Origin of the sequence: Arthrobacter sp. Soc17.1.1.1, from assembly GCF_036867195.1 — a bacterium.
In the GTDB taxonomy this organism is placed as follows: Bacteria; Actinomycetota; Actinomycetes; order Actinomycetales; family Micrococcaceae; genus Arthrobacter_D.
On record NZ_JBAJII010000001.1, the window covers coordinates 661944 to 677556 of the forward strand.

Sequence of the window (15613 nt, forward strand, 5' to 3'; positions counted from 1 at the left end):
GCCGGGGAGTGCACGGACGGTGCGACGCGCCACAGGAGGAGGATCGGGACCACGGGTGGCCGGAAGGGGGCCGGATGGTCTGAGCAGTATCCTCGCCCATAAAAGGTCTTTCTGGAAGACCTTTTGTTTCCGGGAGGTAAAACCTGACCTAGGCTGGTGCCATGAACGGGTCCGGCCGAGCAGGGGGCAGGGGATTGCCGCAGGAAGGGCTCCTCTCGGGCCCGCTGCAGGCGCCCCACCGTGCGGACGGGATCGCGGACAGGCTGATCACGGCGATCGCGGTGGGGGAGTACCTCCCCGGAGCCCGGCTACCGTCCGAGCGGGAGCTCGCGGACTCGCTGGGGGCGGGAAGGATGACCGTCCGGGAGGCCATCGCGCGGCTGGTCGCGCAGGGGATCCTCGAGACGAGGCGCGGCCGCAACGGTGGATCCTTCGTGACCCGGCAGTGGGAGGTGTCCTCCCGCCAGGCGGTGCAGCGGTCCCTCGGCATGCGCTGGGAGTCGATGCGCGATCTGCGCGAGACGCTCGGCCTCCTGCACGGAGCACTCGCCCGCTGTGCCGCGGACAACCGTCGGGACGACGACGTCGTGACCCTCCGGGCACGCCTCGAGGATTTCCGTGCAGCAGCATCCGGCCAGGCCTCGCAGGCCGCCGACGCCGCGCTCCACGCCGCCATCAGCGCCGCCACGCACAACGCACTCCTGAGCTCCCTGCTCGCGGCGACGGAGGCCCGTCTGAACTTGGCAGCGCCGTCGCATCCGTGGGGGCCGGAAGAGGGTGTCGAGGCGATGGAGGCCAGGGCCCTGAAGGACCACGAGCGACTCGTGGCTGCCATCTGTTCGGGGGACGCCGATGTCGCGGAACGGATAGCGCGTCAGCACGTGAGGATCGACTTCGAGATGATCGAGGCAGCGCTCGGGAGGACCGTCGGCTCCCTGGAGCCGGCAGGAGCCGAGCAGGCGGTCCGGTCGGATCCGTGACGTCCGTCAGGCGGCGCTTCCCACACCCGCGGGCAGTGCCTGCTGCAGGATGAAGTCGTCCTCGAAGCGGTCGCCGAGGCGGAACCGCTTGGTGCCGACCCTCTGGAAGCCGTGCTTCCCGTAGAAGCGGATGGCACGGGCGTTCTCCTGGTTCACGCCCAGCCACACACCCGGCAGGCCCGATGCGGCTGCGAGGTCGAGGGTCGCGGTCATCAGGGCCGCGGCCGAGCCCCGGCCGTGGTGCCCCGGATGCACGTAGAACTTGCTGAGCTCCACGACGGGCGAGATCGACAGTGCGGACAGGACGTCGGCATCCGTGGGCTGGTCCAGGACGATCATGCTCCAGCCCACGATCCCGCCCTGCTCGCGCAGGCACAGGATGGTGTGCCCCGGGAGATCGGCGAGGGCCGCGAACCGTTCGGCGGACAGATGCGTCTCGATGTGCCGGCGGATGTCCTCGGGCCGTGAGCCCGCGGGGCAGGCGAGGGGGAAGGTGACGGCTGCGCAGGCGGCGAGCGCTACCGCGTCGTCGGCCGTCGCCGTCGAGATGTCGATGGTCATGCTTCCAATCTAGGACGAACGACAGCAGGACGCGGACCGGGGTCCGCGTCCTGCTGTCGTTCCGGCTCCGCGCTCGGTGCCGACCGGCGCTAGCCGATCACGCGCTCGCCGTTGCGGGTGAGCTTCCAGTTCTCCTCGAAGAACGTGGCCGGGTCGATGGTGCCCTCCGCGATCAGGTAGTCGATGAGGAGCTGCCGGATCTCGGTGGTCTGGTTCACGAGCACGGGGGCCGTCGCGATGTGCGGGAAGTTGCCGCCACCGGACTGCCGGTAGTTGTTCGTGGCCACGGCGAAGCGCTGGGCCGGGTCGATCGGCGCACCGGCGTAGCTGAGGTTCACGATGCGCTGGCCCACGGGCTTGCTGATGTCGATGTCGTAGGAGACGCCGGACATCATGTCGTAGTTGTAGTCGGGGGTGCCCCCGGCGTTGGTCAGCGTGGCGGGATCGACGGGTGCTCCCGGGGCGGTCTGCGTGAAGTACTTCGCCGAGTACTCGAGGTAGTCCCTGACCTGCGCGCCGGTCAGCTCGACGCCGAAGAGCGTGTTCGGGAAGACGTACAGACCCGCCATGTCGCGGATGGTCACGGGACCCTGCGGGATCACGGCCGCCCGGTTGAAGGGTGCCACGATGGACAGGACCGGGAGGTCCGCGTTCGGCGTCCCCTCGAGCGCCTTGTGGACGGCGCCGGCCTGGACCTCGTTGACGAAGTCCATGACGGCCGTGTCGCGGATGCGCGCGTCCGCGGCGGACATCGTCTGGGTCGCGGTGCCGATCGGCGTGTTCACGTAGTCGATGGTGCGCTGGTGCTGGTCGGCCGCGATGGCCGAGATCTCCGGGTCCGCAGGCACGGTGTTGGTGTTGAGCAGCTCCGAGTGCGCCGAGGTGACGTCCCACTGGCCGCGGACCTTCGTGAGCTCGAAGTCCATGACGGACAGGCGCATGCCCCAGTTCCTGGGCTCCGTGAGGAGCACCTGCTCGCCGGTCTGCTTGTTCGTTACGAAGCGCTCCGGGATCTCCTGGTGCTCGTGGCCCGCGAGGATCGCGTCGATCCCGGGGACCTGCTCGGCGATCAGGGTGGAGGCGTTCTCGACCGGCAGCGCCCCGCCGTAGGAGGACGTGCCGGAGGGGCCCGAGTGCGAGCTGACGACGACGACGTCGGCGCCGGCGGACCTCATCTCGGGGACGTACGTGCGTGCCTGCTCCACCATGTCGTCGAACACCAGCCGGCCCTCGACGTTGTTCTTGTCCCAGATCGCGCTGCCCGGGGTGGTGAGCCCGAGGATGCCGACCTGGATGGGCTTCTGGCCCTTCAGCTTGACCGTCTTGATGACGTACGGCGTGAAGGCGTCCTCGCCCGTGACCGCGTCCTTGACGTTCGCGCCGAGGAGCGGGAAGTCGAGCTGCTCCTCATAGGTGCGCAGGAGCGGGAGCCCGTAGTTGAACTCGTGGTTGCCGAGCGTGGTGGCGTCGTAGCCCATGGCGTTCATCGCGGCAGCCATGGGGTGCGTCTCGCCGGTCTCGGAGACGGGCTCCACGGTGGCGAAGTAGTCCGTCAGCGACGTGCCCTGGATGGTGTCGCCGTTGTCGATCAGGAGGGTGGATTCCTCCCCGCGGTCCGCACGCACCTGGTCGACGAGGGTGGAGATCTTCGCGAGTCCGACGTCGTTGTGTGCGGCGTCGTCGTACTCGGCGTTGGTGAAGTAGTCCCAGTTCTCGATGTAGCCGTGGAGGTCGCTGGTACCCATGACGGTGATCGAGACCGTCGGGTCCTTGGGGCCCTTGCCCCCGCCGGGTGCGGCGGTCGCGGCGGGTGCGGATCCGATGGCCGCGATGCAGCCGATGGCGACCGCCGCGATGGCGCGGCGGTGCCCCCTGGTGAAACTTTGTGACACGTGAAATCAGCTCCTGTAGGAATGCGGTGGCAGCAGCCTACCCGTGACCGGTGACACACTGGTGACGCTGGCCTTGCTCCGGGTGAACGGAGGGGGTCGGGTACCGGGCGGCCTCTCCAGGGCCGCCCGCTGGGGAAGCCACGCCGGGGAGGACCGCGAATGACCACGCACACGGAGCAGCAGGACGCCTACCGGGAGGATGTGCTCGGACCCGGCTACGAGGTGCGGAGCCTCCCGCTGCGCCCCGACGACGAGGGCGACGTGGTGGCGACACTGGTCCGCAGCACGATCCCCGGCGGTTCGCGGAAGGCTGTGCTCTACGTCCACGGCTTCGTGGACTACTTCTTCCAGACGCACCTCGCCGATGCGTGGCACGGGGCCGGCTTCGACTTCTACGCGCTGGACCTGCGGAAGTACGGGCGGTCCCTTCGCGACCACCAGACCCCGAACTACATCACGTCCCTCGAGGACTACGACGAGGAACTGGACGAGGCGGCACGCATCGTCCGGGAGGAGGGCCACGACGTCCTCGTGGTCATGGCGCACTCGACGGGCGGTCTGGTCACCTCCCTGTGGGCGCACCGGCGCCGCGGCCGAGGGATCGTCGACGCGCTCGTCCTCAACAGCCCCTGGTTCGACCTCAATGCGAGCCTTCTCCAGCGCACCCTCGGCACCGCGGCGGTGCACCGGATCGGGACCCTCAGGCCGCGCACCGTCGTCGGGAGGCTCGGCTCCTCCTACGGCCGCTACCTGCACCGTGACAGCGGCGGGGAGTGGGACTACGACCTGACGTGGAAGCCGCACGGCGGCTTCCCGGTCGTCGCTGCCTGGCTGGCCGCCATCCGCCGCGGGCACGCCGAACTCAACCGAGGCCTCGCCATCGACTGCCCCGTGTTCGTCGCGTGCTCCGACGCCACCTCGAACCCGGCGAAGGAACCCGCGCGGGTCTCGTCCACCGACGTGGTGCTCGACGTCGGGCACATCGCCGCCCGCGCCCCGAAGCTGGGCGGGCTCGTCACCCTGGTGCGCATCGCGGGCGGCATCCACGACCTCACGCTCTCACGGGAGCCGGCCCGGTCCGCGTTCTTCGCCGAGCTCGCACGCTGGCAGGAGGCATACGTCCCTGCGGGCCCCGAGCGGTGACTTGCGGCGCTGTCAGGCCGGGCGGCGTGCTGCGAGGCGTTCGGCGAGGGCGTCCTCCTCGCACATCGCCGAGTGGGCCAGTGTGAACACCCTCGCGTCGGAGCGCAGATGACCGATGAGCGCGAGGGCGGAGCGGGCGTCCTGCGCCTCGGGGTCGAGGAGCTGGGCCGCGGTCGCCTGGAGCCTGGCGGCCCCTGCCTTCGCGGCCGCGAGCCGGAGGCCCTGGGCGGCGTCGCGCCACTGATCGGGGTCAGGGCTGCGGAAGGCACGTTCGATGGTGAGGATACGTTCGTCCAGCAGATCGGCGAAGCGGGAGACGAAGGACGACGCGGCCCGGGGCGAACCCAGTTCGGCGACGAGCCTCGAGACGGCCGCCTTGTCGATGATGGGCTGCACATCCACTCCTTCCACTCAGGACCGGTGGCGGAAGGTCACCGGAAGAGACCTCCTCGGGTCCCCACCGCGTGCCCAGTCTTCCCGTGCAACATGAAGTTGGAGCGCAGGACTGCTTGAGGTTTCCTCAAGATCATCCGAAGCCGGGACGGAGCCGGAGTCCAGCGGTCAGTCAGCGGGACCGAGGACGGTCGCCGATGCTTCTCCTGCGGCGGCCCCCTTCAGCTCCACGAGGATCGCCCGGCTCGGTGTCGTGCCCGTGTTCTCCCCGGAGTGGCGTTGCGCCGGCAGCCACACGGCCTGGCCCGCGGTGAGTCGCGTGTCGAACACCCTGTCGTCGGCGGAGAGCCGGCGCGAGAAGGAGCTCAGCGCGATCAGGACGCTGTTCGGGTGGTCGTGGGGCGTCGTCGCGTCGCCCGGTTCGTCGACGTACTCGAGGACGCGCACGAGGTCGTTCTCCCAGAGCACCGAGTAGTGATCGGGGTTGGTGATGGTCGGATCGTCGTTGATCATGGCTGGACTGTACGCCGCTTCCGATACGGCGGCCAGACCGCACGGCCGACCCGGCGCGGACTCAGGTGTCCTGGTGCGCGATGTCGTAGACCAGCACCGCGAACTGCCCCTGCTGCTCGACGGAGCGGAGGGTCAGCCGGTCGGATTCGACACGCAGGGGCAGCAGCGGCGCCCCTCCGGTGAGGGTGACGGGCGCGAGGGCCACCTCGAGTTCGTCGAGCAGGCCCGCCGCGAGGAACTGGCCCGCGAGGTCGCCGCCGCCCACGATCCAGATGTCCCGCCCGCCCGCTGCCGCACGGATCTGCCCGAACACCGGCCGCACGTCGCCCGAGACGAGCCGCACGTCGGCACCCTCGGGGACGGGGAGGTCCCTCGTGGTGAAGACGAACGTGGGCCGGTCCCCGTACAGGGTCCGCCACTTCCCGGGCTCCTCGAGGAGGTGCTCGAACGCCAGCACCCACTCGTACGTCGTCGAGCCCTGCACGAGCACACCTACCGACGCGAGGAAGCGTTCGTAGTTCGCCGGGGGCGGGGGACGGTCCACGGCGAAGAGCCAGTCCAGGGAGTTGTGATCGTCGGCGAGGTAGCCGTTGAGCGTGGAGGCCGTGTAGTAGACGACGCGGGTCATGGCCCATATTCCACCACTCGGCGCTCTCCGCGGGAAGGGGAACGTGACGGGCTACCCCCGCGCCTCGACCCCGCCGATGAACCGCCGCACGAGGGCGTCGAACTCCTCCTCGCGTTCGATCTGCGGCATGTGCCCGCACTTCTCGAACAGGTGGAACTCCGCGTGCGGGAAGACCGCCCGGGCGTGCTCGAGGTGCGACGCCGGCAGGATGCGGTCCTCGTCGCCCCACACCACGAGCGTGGGCTTGTGCTGCGCCGCGATCGTGCGGAGGAGTTCGGTCCGCCAGCGACGGCGCACGCCGCGGAAGGTCCCGAGGTGCCGCGCGACCGCGAGCAGCACCTCGTCGTGCACCGGGTTCCCGCCGACGGCCTGCGCGTGGTCGAGCCGTTCCTCGGTGACGAACGCCCTGTCGGAGAACAGTGCTCGTTCCGTGCGGTACGCGACCCTGCGTGACTTGTCCCTCATGAGCCGCCGGCCGAGGGGACGGACCGCGAGGACGCGCAGGGCGAGGGTGACCTCCCTGCCGAAGCCCGCGCTGTTCGCCAGGACGAGGCTCCGCACGCGCAGCGGTTCCAGGGCGCTGATCTTCATGGCCACCGCACCGCCGAGCGAGTTGCCCACCACGTGCAGCGGCCGGTGTTCGCCGAGGGTGTCCAGGGCCGCGATGACGAACCGCGCGATCGACTCCAGCGAGTACCGGCCCGCGGTCCGCTCGGACAGGCCGAACCCGGGGAGGTCCACGCTGATGACCCGGTGGTCCGGTGCGAGCCTGCCGTACAGCCCCTCCCAGTCCTCCAGGCTGCGCCCGATGCCGTGCAGCAGGAGTACGGGAGGCTGGTGCCGCGCACCCTCGTCGCGGTAGCGCACGCGGATCCCGTCGACGGTCAGGAAGCCGCCGCCCGGGGTCGCAGGGGACGACGCGCGCGCCGGCGACCGTCCGGCGCCGCTCATCGTCGCGCCTTCCCGGCGAGGCGGAGGAGCCTCGTCCCGCTGCGCTCGAGGGTGCCGAAGGACATCGGCGCCAGGCGGGCGACGACGTCGGGCACCTTGGCGCTCAGCCCGATCAGCAGGCGCGGCCGCCGGGACTTGACGGCCTCGAGCATCAGCTCCGCAGCCTTCTCGGCGGGGAACGTGAGGAGCTTGTCGAAGTCGTCCTTCGCGCGTTCCACGTCGACGTCCGTCAGGTTCCCCCCGATGCGCGCGTTGCGCGCGATGTCCGTCCGGATGCCGCCGGGGTGCACGGTCGTGGTGCCGATGCCGCGGGGTAGCAGCTCGTTCCGGAGCGCCTCGGTGAACCCGCGCAGCGCGAACTTGCTCGAGGAGTAGGCCGTCTGGCCCTTCGGCCCCACGAGGCCGAACAGGCTCGAGACGTTGACGATGTGCCCGCCCGCGCCCATCCTCGGCAGCAGGTGGTGCGTGAGCCGCACGGGTGCGGAGAAGTTGATGGCCATGACCCAGTCGAAGTCGTCCAGCCTGATCTGGTCGAAGTGCCCGGCCAGCGCCACGCCGGCGTTGTTGACCAGGAGGTCCACCCGGTCCGTCGCGGCCAGCAGTTCGGCGGCGAGACGGTCGACGGCGTCGCGGTCCGCGAGGTCGGCCACGAACGTGGTGACCCTGCCGCCGGGGTAGGTGGCCCGGATGGAGGCGGCGACGGCGCCGAGCCTCTGCGCGTCGCGGTCGACGATCAGCAGTGTGCTGCCGCGTTCGGCGAGGCCGCGCGCGAGGTGCTCGCCCATCCCGCCTGCGGCTCCGGTGACGACGGCGGTGGCGCCCGCGAACTGGAAGGGGCGGATGCTCATGCGTGGATCTCCTGCAGGTCGGGTGCGGGGGCGGCGGGCGGGGCGGGTGCGTCGAAGACCATGTTCCTGGTCAGGTTCCCTCGGAGCGCCGTGGGGGCGTCGAGGAGGTAGTTCTGCCGCATGGTCCACGGCTGACGGTCGCCCTGCTTGGGGAAGGCCGAGACGGCGCGCTGCACGTAGCCCGAGGTCAGGTCGAGGATGGGCCGGGCCTTCATGGCGCCGTCGGCCGCAGGGGCGCCGTAGCGGTGGCCGGTGCGGTCGAGGTGTCTGATGAGGCGGCAGACGTAGCGCGAGCTGAGGTCCGCCCGGAGCGTCCAGGACGCGTTGGTGTAGCCCACGCACAGGGCGAGGTTCGGCACGCCGCTGATCATCAGCCCCCGGTACACCCACGAGTCACCGAGGTCCACGGGCCGGCCGTCCACGGTGAAGGTGGCGCCGCCGAGCGGCAGCATCACCAGGCCCGTGGCCGGGACGACGACGTCGGCCTCCAGCTCCCGGCCCGAGGCCAGGCGGATGCCGGTGGGGGTGAACGTGTCGATGGTGTCCGTGACCACGGAGGCCCTGCCGGACTTCAGGGCCTTGAAGAAGTCGGCGCCGGGCGCGACGCACAGGCGCTGGTCCCACGGGTTGTACGCCGGGGAGAAGTTCTCCTCCACGGTCTTCTCGTCGCCGAGGATCCGCTCGGTCTGCGTGCGGATGAGCTTCTTGGCGATCTCCGGGCGGCGGCGGCAGAGCTGGTAGAAGGCCTGCGTGAACAGGACGTTCTTGGCGCGGGCCACGTGGTGGGCGATCCCGGCGGGCAGATGGCGGCGTACGGCGTCCGAGAACCTGTCCCGGCTCGGCACGGCCGTGATGTAGGTGGGGGAGCGCTGCAGCATGGTCACGTGCGCGGCGTCCCGCGCCATGGACGGGACGAGCGTGACGGCTGTGGCGCCGCTGCCGATCACGACGACGCGCTTGCCTGCGTAGTCGAGATCCTCCGGCCAGAACTGGGGGCGCACGATCTCGCCCCGGAAGGACCCGAGGCCGGGGAAGGACGGCTCGTACCCGCGGTCGTAGTCGTAGTAGCCGCTGCACAGGTAGAGGAACCCGCAGGTGAGCTGTCGACGCTCGGTCGTGCCGCTGCCGTCGTCCGTCACGTCGAGTTCCAGCGTCCAGCGGGCGTCCGCCGAGGACCAGGCGGCGCCGACCAGTCTGGTGGAGAAGCGGATGCGCTCGCGGATGCGGGGGTCGTCCGCGGTGTCACGGATGTACTGCAGGATCGAGGAGCCGTCGGCGATCGCCTTCGCCTCCGTCCACGGGCGGAACGGGTAGCCCAGGGTGAACATGTCGCTGTCGGAGCGGACGCCCGGGTAGCGGAAGAGATCCCATGTGCCGCCGATCGCGCTGCGCGCCTCGAGGACGGCGAAGCTCTTGCCCGGCAGCTCGGTGGAGACCCGGTAGGCGGCTCCGATGCCGGACAGGCCGGCGCCGACGATCACGACGTCGAGGTGTTCGAGGGAAGTGTCCATCCTTCGATTGTCCCGTCGGGCGAGGGACTCGGGCTTGACTCCACGCGACAAGTATTTACCCTTGGACGACATGGGCTCCGTCATCCGTTCCGCCGGCATGCGCGGCTTCCGCGACGTCGTCGAGCAGTTCGGCGGGGATGCGGCGGCGCTCGCGGCGCAGTACCGCGTGCCGCTGGAGGCGATCGACAGCGACGACGTGCTCGTCTCCGATGTCGCCATGGCGAAGCTCCTGGAGGGTGCGGCCCGCGAGCTGCCGTGTCCCGACCTGGGACTGCGCATGTCGGAGTACCAGGACATCGGCATCCTCGGCCCGCTCGCGGTAGCCGTGCAGAACTCGCCGACGGTGGGTGCGGCGCTCGACTGCGCGTCCCAGTTCCTCTTCCTCCACAGCCCGGTGCTCCGCTTCACGATCGTGCCGGACCCGGAGGGGCGGAGCGGGGTGCTGGGCCTCTGCTACGGCTCCTCGCAGGGGACGCCGCCGCGCCAGGCCACCGACGCGATCCTCGCCTTCGCCCACCGGATGATCCGTTTCCTCGTCGACGGGCCGTACGGTCTCCACTCGGTCCACCTCTCCCACCAGCCCAGGGTGCCTGCCGTCCGGTACACCGGGTTCTTCGGCGCCGAGGTGCGGTTCGGGCAGCCGGCGTCGCTCCTGCGGGTACCGCGGAGCCTGCTGGACCGGCCGCTGGCCGGCGTGGACGGCACGCTCCGCGAGATCGCGCTCGAGTACCTGCACAGCCACTTCCCCGAACCCGGCCGGGTGGTCGCGCCCCAGGTCAGGAACGCCATCGAGCGCATGCTCGGTACCTCGCCACCGCGGATCGATGCGGCGGCACGGCTCCTCGGGGTGCACCCGCGCACCCTCCAGCGTCGGCTGGCCGCCGAGGGCGCCACGTTCGAGGCACTGCTCGACGACGCCCGGCGGGACGCGGCGCTGCGGCTGCTCACGCGCACCGACCTGCCGCTGCAGCAGGTCGCGGGACTCGTGGGCCTGTCCGAGCAGTCGGCGCTCACCCGCTGCGTGCGCCGGTGGTGCGGTGCGACGCCGAGCGCCGTCCGCGCCGGCGGCGCCGGCTCACCGGTCGGCGTCCTGCCGGACGGCCGGGGCCTCGCGTCCGGCGCCCCGACCTAGACTGGCTGGCAACGGACGGGTCCAGGGGGAGGGGAGCGATGCCGGGTATCACGAGCGCCGACGTGGCCCGCGAGAGCGGTGTCTCACGCACCACCGTCAGCTATGTCCTCACCGGCCGGAGCGGCGTCAGCATCTCGGAGGACACCCGGCGCCGCGTGCACGAGACCGCGGCCCGGCTCGGGTACGCCCCCTCCGCCGCGGCCCGCGCGCTGCGCACCGGTCGCAGCGACCTCGTGCTGTGCATCCTGCCGGACTGGCCCGTGGGCCCCGTGATCGAGACGCTGCTGGACGAGCTCGCCGACGGGCTCTCCGGGCGCGGGCTGTCCGTCCTGGTGCACCACGGCCGGAGGACACGGCCCCTGAGCGACCTCTGGCGTGCCGTGACACCCCGCGCGGTGATCGGGTTCGCCCCGTTCGCCGACGACGATCTCCTCGCGATGCGCCGTGCGGGAATCCAGGTACTGGGCACCCTCGGCGAGGAGCACCGGCCGGACGCCGGCCTCCCCGCGGAGAGCCAGCTCGAGATCGGCGCTCTGCAGGTCCGGCACCTGGCCGTCCGCGGGCACCGGCGTCTCGGCTATGCCTGGCCCACGGACGCGCGGCTCGAGGTCTTCGCCCGGGACCGGCTCCTCGGCGTCCGCCGGACCTGCGCCGGGCTGGCCCTCGAGGAGCCCCTGGTGCTGCCGGTCGGTCTCGAGGCCGTCGACGCCGCGGCCGCCGTCCGCCGGTGGCGCGAGCAGGGGGTCACCGCCGTCGCCGCCTACAACGACGACGTCGCGCTCGCGGTGCTCGCCGGGTTGCGGGGCGAAGGGCTGACCTGCCCGGACGACTGCGCGGTGGTGGGCGTCGACGACGTCCCCGCGGCGCGGCTCGCGGCACCTCCGCTCACGACGGTGTCCCAGTCGATCGGGGTGCAGGCCCGCTATCTCGCCGCGCTGGTGCTGGCCGACCTCGACGGGCTGGAGAAGCCGTCACACCCCGGTCACGGGCTGCAGCTCGTGGAGCGGGACTCGGCGTAGACTTCTCCGTTCGCCGATACGGGTGCCACGCATATGGGCAAGCCGTCCTAGGTGCACCACCTCAAGGTTGTAGCCGGTGCTCCCTGGCATGCAACATCAGGAGGGGCCGGAGCATTGCTCCGGCCCCTCCTGTCGCTCGGTGCCCGCCCGATGCCCGATGCGCTACGGGTAGCGCTCCACGTAGCTCGGGGTGCCGGTGTTCGCGTTGCTCACGGGCGCGCCGGTGTCGTTCACCACGTGGTCGATCGTGCCTGCCCCGAGGTTCACGGTCAGGAGGTGGTTCAGCACCACGCCGGGGGTGTCCGGCACCTCGAACCCGCGGGTGGCGTGGATGGTCGGGTCCACGTTGGTGAAGATGTACGAGCCGCCGCCCCAGAGCGTGTGCTGCTGCACGTCGTCCGCGACCTTGTAGCCGGCCCAGCCGAGGACACCGTCGTGCTGCCAGGCCGCCTGGTTGGGCGGGTCATAGGGGAGTTCGTTCTGGAAGAAGACCGTGCGGCCGTTCTCGCCGTTCCAGATGACGTTGTACTCCTGGTAGTGCTCCACGAAGAGGCCGGTCGCCGTGACGTCGTCGCCGTTCACGATCACGCCGTTGCGGCCGGTGCTGACGTCCCAGCCGAAGGATCCCGCGTTGCCGTGGTCCGCCCGCCACACCCAGGTGTGATCGATCAGCACGTTGTCGCTGTTGATCTCGAGGCTGACGTCCGCCTTGCCCACGTGGGGGCCGCCGATGCGGAAGTAGACGTCGCTGAGCGTCGTCGGATTCGCTGGATCGTTCTTCTTCGCGCCGTTGTTGCCGTTCTTCGTGCCGACCTGCAACAGGACGGGGGAGTTGACGGTGCCGCCGTCGATCGTGACGCCGGCGATGACGACGCCGGGGACGTCCGCGACGTGCATCGGCACCGCGCCGTCCACGGCGGTCAGGGTGGCGTGACCCAGCCCGAGCACGACGGTGTCCGCGCGCTTCACTGCGATGGTCTGCGCGATGTCGTAGACGCCTGGGGTGAGGAGGAGGTGCTTGCCGCGGGCGAGCGCGTTGTTGATGGCCTGCACAGGATCGCCCGGCTTCGCGACGAAGAACTCCGACAGCGCGATGGTGCGACCCGGCGTCGGGCCGTCCTTCCAGGAGATCCCGCGGGAGTCCACCTGGGCCGCGGGGACGCGGACGCTGTAGGCGCCGGAGGAGTCCGCGACCAGGTAGGGCTTCTCCCGGCTGACGGGCGTCCGGTCGAGGGTCGTGTACGGGGGAGCGGGGAAGCCCTCGTCCGACGGCGCGCCCTCGGTGCCCGAGAAGACGGCGTTCCAGACGCCGTTGGACCAGCTGCCGATCTCGCTGTTGCGGGTCAGCCACTGCTGCTGCGACCCGTTGACGATGTCCCCGGCCCTCGAATCGGCGAGGTACCCGCCGCTCGCGAACTGGGGGCCGGCGGTGCAGTAGTCCATGAGCGAGAGAGTGCCGCCGGTGACGTCCACGCGCCGCAGCGAGACGGCCTGGGAGACCGCCCAGAAGTTCGCCGTCGCGCGGCAGCCGTCCTGACCGGCACCGTTGACCTCGAGGGTGAGGTTGGAGAGCGTCCTCCAGAAATTGTTGAGCGCGATGCAGTTGCTCGTCCCGTTGCCCTCGAGGCAGCGGTTGTACACCTCGATCTTGCCGTTGATGACGACGTCGGACGGGGAGGCGCCGAGACCCGCGACCTCGGTGTAGTAGCCGACCCTGAACTGCAGGGGTTCGGCGTCGGTGCCGTAGGTGCCCGGCAGGAACAGGAGGGCCGCCCGCTCGGTGCCCATCTCGTTGTCGATCTGGCGTGCGTTCACGGCGTCCACCGTGGCCTGGATCTCGCTCACGGGCATGCTCGGGTCGAAGACCGTCACGTTCGGGCCGAGGTCCACGCCCGACGCCGGTGATGCCTTCTTCGTGGCGATGGGCGCTGTGGCCGCCGGGTCGAGGGGCGGGGCTGCGACGGCCGTGGCACCGGTACCGGCTGCCAGGAGCGTCGCGGCTGCGAGGATTGCTGCCAGGCGGAGCCGCCCGGTCCTGAGGGGATGGGGGATGGTCATGCTGAACGGTTCCTCTCCGTCGAGGTGGTCCTGCCGAGGATGGCAGGTGAATCGTGTCACCCTGCCGCAAGGAAGTACATCCCCGCACCGGGACGAAGTCAAGGAAGGCCGGGAACGGTGCGGTTTTCCTTGATGCGCCGGTACGGCGGTGATACAGCTTGGGGAGCGTTGCCGACGAGCGTCGGCAGCCCAGGAACGCCCGACGCGAGGAGACACCATGGCAACGCCCGACGACGAAGAGCGCACCCTCAGCGACTGGAGCCGCACCCTGACCCAGGCGCTCCAGATCCTCGACCTCGAGGTGGACCACCCCCGGATCGTGGAACTGGCCGACCGCTCCGCGCACCTGGTGGGACCGCACGCAGGGGTCATCAGCGCCTTCCTGGTGGGCTACGCCGCCGGCACCGTCACCACGAAGAGCCGGGAGGAGACGAGCGCCGCCGTCGAGAAGGCCGCGACGACCGTGACGACCGTGATCGAGAAGGACGAGGAGACGCAGGAGCAGAAGGGCTGGACCGGCTCGGCGCAGTGACCGCCGCTCCTCAGGCGGGGACGGGCGTGGTGGCCCGCCCGCCCAGCCGCGTGAGCGTCCAGGCCAGCACTCCGGCCACCAGGACGGCTGCGGCCAGGCCGAGGCCCGAGTAGCCCAGCAGCACGAGGGCGGGGCCCGCGAGGGCCCCGCCGAGTGCACCGGCCAGGTTCATGATCAGGTCCGACGAGCCCTGCACCGGTGCCCGCTCGGTGACCTCCACGGAGCCCGCGAGGAGGGCCGAGGCGGAGACGACGCACGCGGACCAGCCGAGCCCGAGCAGGATCAGGCCCACCGTCACCCAGGCGTTCGAGGCGGAGCCCTGCCACGAGGTGAGCAGCGCAGCCAGCAGGAGCAGCTGGCCGAGGAGGATGCCCCGGACGTTCCCGGCACGGTCCGCGATCCACCCGAACACCGGGGACAGCGCGTACATCCCGGCCACGTGCAGGCTGATGGTCAGACCCACGACGGACAGTCCGGCCCCGTGGTCGTGGAGGTGGACGGGCGTCATGGCCATCACGGAGACCATCGCGGCGTGGCCGACCGCGATCGCCGCCACGGCGAAGCGGGCGGCCGGGTTGCGGGCCAGGATGGCGAGGCCGCGCCGCCTCGCCGGCACGGGCAGGCCGACCGGGCGGTCCGCGGCGTCGCGGCTCAGGGCGGTCAGCAGCGGATCCGGCCGCAGCCCCGATGCGTAGACGAGGGCCGCTGCGGCCTGGGCGACGGCGGTGAAGACGAAGCCCCCGCTGAGCGGAGGGATGCCGAGCACCCCGGCGACGGCCTGGCCCGGTTCGAAGAGGTTGGGGCCCAGCACGGCGCCGATCGTGGTGGACCAGACGACGACGGAGAGGCTGCGCCCGCGCGTGGCCTCGGTGGCGAGATCCGTGGCGGCGAAGCGCGCCTGGAGCCCGGTGGCTGCTCCGGCGCCGAGCAGGACCAGCGCGACGAGCAGCAGCGGGAAGAACGCGAGGGAGGCGGCCGCGATGGCGAGGAGCCCACCCAGGCAGGCCACCACGGCACCGGTTGCGAGGGAGATGCGGCGGCCGCTGCGCTGGGCGAGTGCTGCGAGGGGGACGGCTGCTGCTGCGGCGCCGAGCGTCGCCATGGTCGCGGCCATGCCGGACCACGCACTCGAGCCGGACGTCTCGGCCGCGAGGAGCGCGCCGAGGGACAGCGTGGCCCCTGCACCGAGTCCGCCGAGGATCTGCGCGGCCACGAGGACCCGCACGACACGGCGCTGCTGGTCGTGGTGCTGGTCGTGGTGCTGGTCGTGCTCGTGGTCCTGCCCGGGGTCCTGGTGGTTCCGCGGCCTGTCCTGCCGGTCCTGCTGCTCCACTGGGTCCGCCCCTCATGGTCTTCGTGACCGGGGCAGTCTACGCGGATCCACCACCCACGGACAGGGCCGGGCGGTCGCCCACCCGGCCCTGTCCCGCACGCTCCCGGTGATGCCAGCGA

General features: G+C 71.1%; 15 protein-coding genes. 5 read left to right on the plus strand and 10 right to left on the minus strand.

Annotation, left to right across the window (positions count from 1 at the left end; all coding sequences use genetic code 11):
- Positions 1–161: 161 nt before the first annotated feature.
- Entirely contained in the window at positions 162–980 is an 819-nt protein-coding gene (locus V6S67_RS03115; protein WP_334208849.1) for a FadR/GntR family transcriptional regulator, read from the plus strand.
- 6 nt (positions 981–986) lie between these two features.
- On the opposite strand, the gene V6S67_RS03120 is transcribed toward V6S67_RS03115, so the two are convergent.
- Both V6S67_RS03120 and V6S67_RS03125 read right to left on the minus strand, forming a co-directional pair.
- The gene (locus V6S67_RS03120; protein ID WP_334208850.1) at positions 987–1541 is read right to left on the minus strand and encodes a GNAT family N-acetyltransferase; all 555 of its coding nucleotides are present in this window, start codon (positions 1539–1541) and stop codon (positions 987–989) included.
- 89 nt (positions 1542–1630) lie between these two features.
- On the minus strand, positions 1631–3433 hold the full coding sequence (locus V6S67_RS03125; RefSeq protein WP_334208851.1) for a bifunctional metallophosphatase/5'-nucleotidase: 1803 nt from the start codon (positions 3431–3433) through the stop codon (positions 1631–1633).
- Positions 3434–3592: 159 nt separating this feature from the next.
- Between V6S67_RS03125 and V6S67_RS03130 the strand changes: the two genes are divergently transcribed.
- Positions 3593–4576, plus strand: a complete 984-nt coding sequence (locus V6S67_RS03130) for an alpha/beta hydrolase (RefSeq protein WP_334208852.1) — start codon at positions 3593–3595, stop codon at positions 4574–4576.
- A 12-nt stretch (positions 4577–4588) separates the two neighbouring features.
- Here the strand turns inward: V6S67_RS03130 and V6S67_RS03135 are convergent, their stop codons facing one another.
- The 6 genes from V6S67_RS03135 to V6S67_RS03160 all read right to left on the minus strand — a co-directional run bounded on the left by V6S67_RS03135 (position 4589) and on the right by V6S67_RS03160 (position 9420).
- Entirely contained in the window at positions 4589–4972 is a 384-nt protein-coding gene (locus V6S67_RS03135; RefSeq protein ID WP_334208853.1) for a hypothetical protein, read from the minus strand.
- A 165-nt stretch (positions 4973–5137) separates the two neighbouring features.
- Complete coding sequence (locus V6S67_RS03140; RefSeq protein WP_334208854.1) at positions 5138–5482, minus strand: cupin domain-containing protein; 345 nt, start codon at positions 5480–5482, stop codon at positions 5138–5140.
- A gap of 61 nt (positions 5483–5543) precedes the next feature.
- A complete protein-coding gene (locus tag V6S67_RS03145) occupies positions 5544–6110 on the minus strand; it encodes a dihydrofolate reductase family protein (protein ID WP_334208855.1) in 567 nt (188 codons plus the stop codon).
- 51 nt (positions 6111–6161) lie between these two features.
- Positions 6162–7061: an alpha/beta fold hydrolase gene (locus V6S67_RS03150; RefSeq protein ID WP_334208856.1), complete on the minus strand. Its 900-nt coding sequence runs from the start codon at positions 7059–7061 to the stop codon at positions 6162–6164.
- The gene (locus V6S67_RS03155; protein WP_334208857.1) at positions 7058–7909 is read right to left on the minus strand and encodes an SDR family NAD(P)-dependent oxidoreductase; all 852 of its coding nucleotides are present in this window, start codon (positions 7907–7909) and stop codon (positions 7058–7060) included. The genes V6S67_RS03150 and V6S67_RS03155 overlap by 4 nt, the downstream gene beginning before the upstream one ends.
- A complete protein-coding gene (locus tag V6S67_RS03160) occupies positions 7906–9420 on the minus strand; it encodes a flavin-containing monooxygenase (protein WP_334208858.1) in 1515 nt (504 codons plus the stop codon). The genes V6S67_RS03155 and V6S67_RS03160 overlap by 4 nt, the downstream gene beginning before the upstream one ends.
- A gap of 70 nt (positions 9421–9490) precedes the next feature.
- Here V6S67_RS03160 and V6S67_RS03165 point away from each other — a divergent pair, with 70 nt between their 5' ends.
- Positions 9491–10552 carry an AraC family transcriptional regulator gene (locus tag V6S67_RS03165; protein WP_334211506.1) on the plus strand — a complete coding sequence of 354 codons (1062 nt, stop codon included), beginning with the start codon at positions 9491–9493 and terminating at the stop codon, positions 10550–10552.
- A gap of 38 nt (positions 10553–10590) precedes the next feature.
- Complete coding sequence (locus V6S67_RS03170) at positions 10591–11571, plus strand: LacI family DNA-binding transcriptional regulator (RefSeq protein ID WP_334208859.1); 981 nt, start codon at positions 10591–10593, stop codon at positions 11569–11571.
- 162 nt (positions 11572–11733) lie between these two features.
- Here V6S67_RS03170 and V6S67_RS03175 read toward each other — a convergent pair whose 3' ends face one another.
- Positions 11734–13629: an adenylyl cyclase gene (locus tag V6S67_RS03175; RefSeq protein ID WP_334208860.1), complete on the minus strand. Its 1896-nt coding sequence runs from the start codon at positions 13627–13629 to the stop codon at positions 11734–11736.
- A gap of 217 nt (positions 13630–13846) precedes the next feature.
- Here V6S67_RS03175 and V6S67_RS03180 point away from each other — a divergent pair, with 217 nt between their 5' ends.
- Complete coding sequence (locus tag V6S67_RS03180; RefSeq protein WP_334208861.1) at positions 13847–14161, plus strand: DUF6457 domain-containing protein; 315 nt, start codon at positions 13847–13849, stop codon at positions 14159–14161.
- 10 nt (positions 14162–14171) lie between these two features.
- On the opposite strand, the gene V6S67_RS03185 is transcribed toward V6S67_RS03180, so the two are convergent.
- Positions 14172–15494, minus strand: a complete 1323-nt coding sequence (locus V6S67_RS03185) for an MFS transporter (protein WP_334208862.1) — start codon at positions 15492–15494, stop codon at positions 14172–14174.
- Between the last annotated feature and the right edge of the window lie 119 nt (positions 15495–15613).

What these genes read in the sequence shown, in the direction of transcription:
- V6S67_RS03145 (WP_334208855.1), bottom strand. Translation starts at nt 6,110, where the DNA reads ATGACCCGCGTCGTCTACTACACGGCCTCCACGCTCAACGGCTACCTC.
- V6S67_RS03155 (WP_334208857.1), bottom strand. Translation starts at nt 7,909, where the DNA reads ATGAGCATCCGCCCCTTCCAGTTCGCGGGCGCCACCGCCGTCGTCACC.
- V6S67_RS03140 (WP_334208854.1), bottom strand. Translation starts at nt 5,482, where the DNA reads ATGATCAACGACGATCCGACCATCACCAACCCCGATCACTACTCGGTG.
- V6S67_RS03150 (WP_334208856.1), bottom strand. Translation starts at nt 7,061, where the DNA reads ATGAGCGGCGCCGGACGGTCGCCGGCGCGCGCGTCGTCCCCTGCGACC.
- V6S67_RS03115 (WP_334208849.1), top strand. Translation starts at nt 162, where the DNA reads ATGAACGGGTCCGGCCGAGCAGGGGGCAGGGGATTGCCGCAGGAAGGG.
- V6S67_RS03175 (WP_334208860.1), bottom strand. Translation starts at nt 13,629, where the DNA reads ATGACCATCCCCCATCCCCTCAGGACCGGGCGGCTCCGCCTGGCAGCA.
- V6S67_RS03165 (WP_334211506.1), top strand. Translation starts at nt 9,491, where the DNA reads ATGGGCTCCGTCATCCGTTCCGCCGGCATGCGCGGCTTCCGCGACGTC.
- V6S67_RS03120 (WP_334208850.1), bottom strand. Translation starts at nt 1,541, where the DNA reads ATGACCATCGACATCTCGACGGCGACGGCCGACGACGCGGTAGCGCTC.
- V6S67_RS03160 (WP_334208858.1), bottom strand. Translation starts at nt 9,420, where the DNA reads ATGGACACTTCCCTCGAACACCTCGACGTCGTGATCGTCGGCGCCGGC.
- V6S67_RS03180 (WP_334208861.1), top strand. Translation starts at nt 13,847, where the DNA reads ATGGCAACGCCCGACGACGAAGAGCGCACCCTCAGCGACTGGAGCCGC.
- V6S67_RS03130 (WP_334208852.1), top strand. Translation starts at nt 3,593, where the DNA reads ATGACCACGCACACGGAGCAGCAGGACGCCTACCGGGAGGATGTGCTC.
- V6S67_RS03170 (WP_334208859.1), top strand. Translation starts at nt 10,591, where the DNA reads ATGCCGGGTATCACGAGCGCCGACGTGGCCCGCGAGAGCGGTGTCTCA.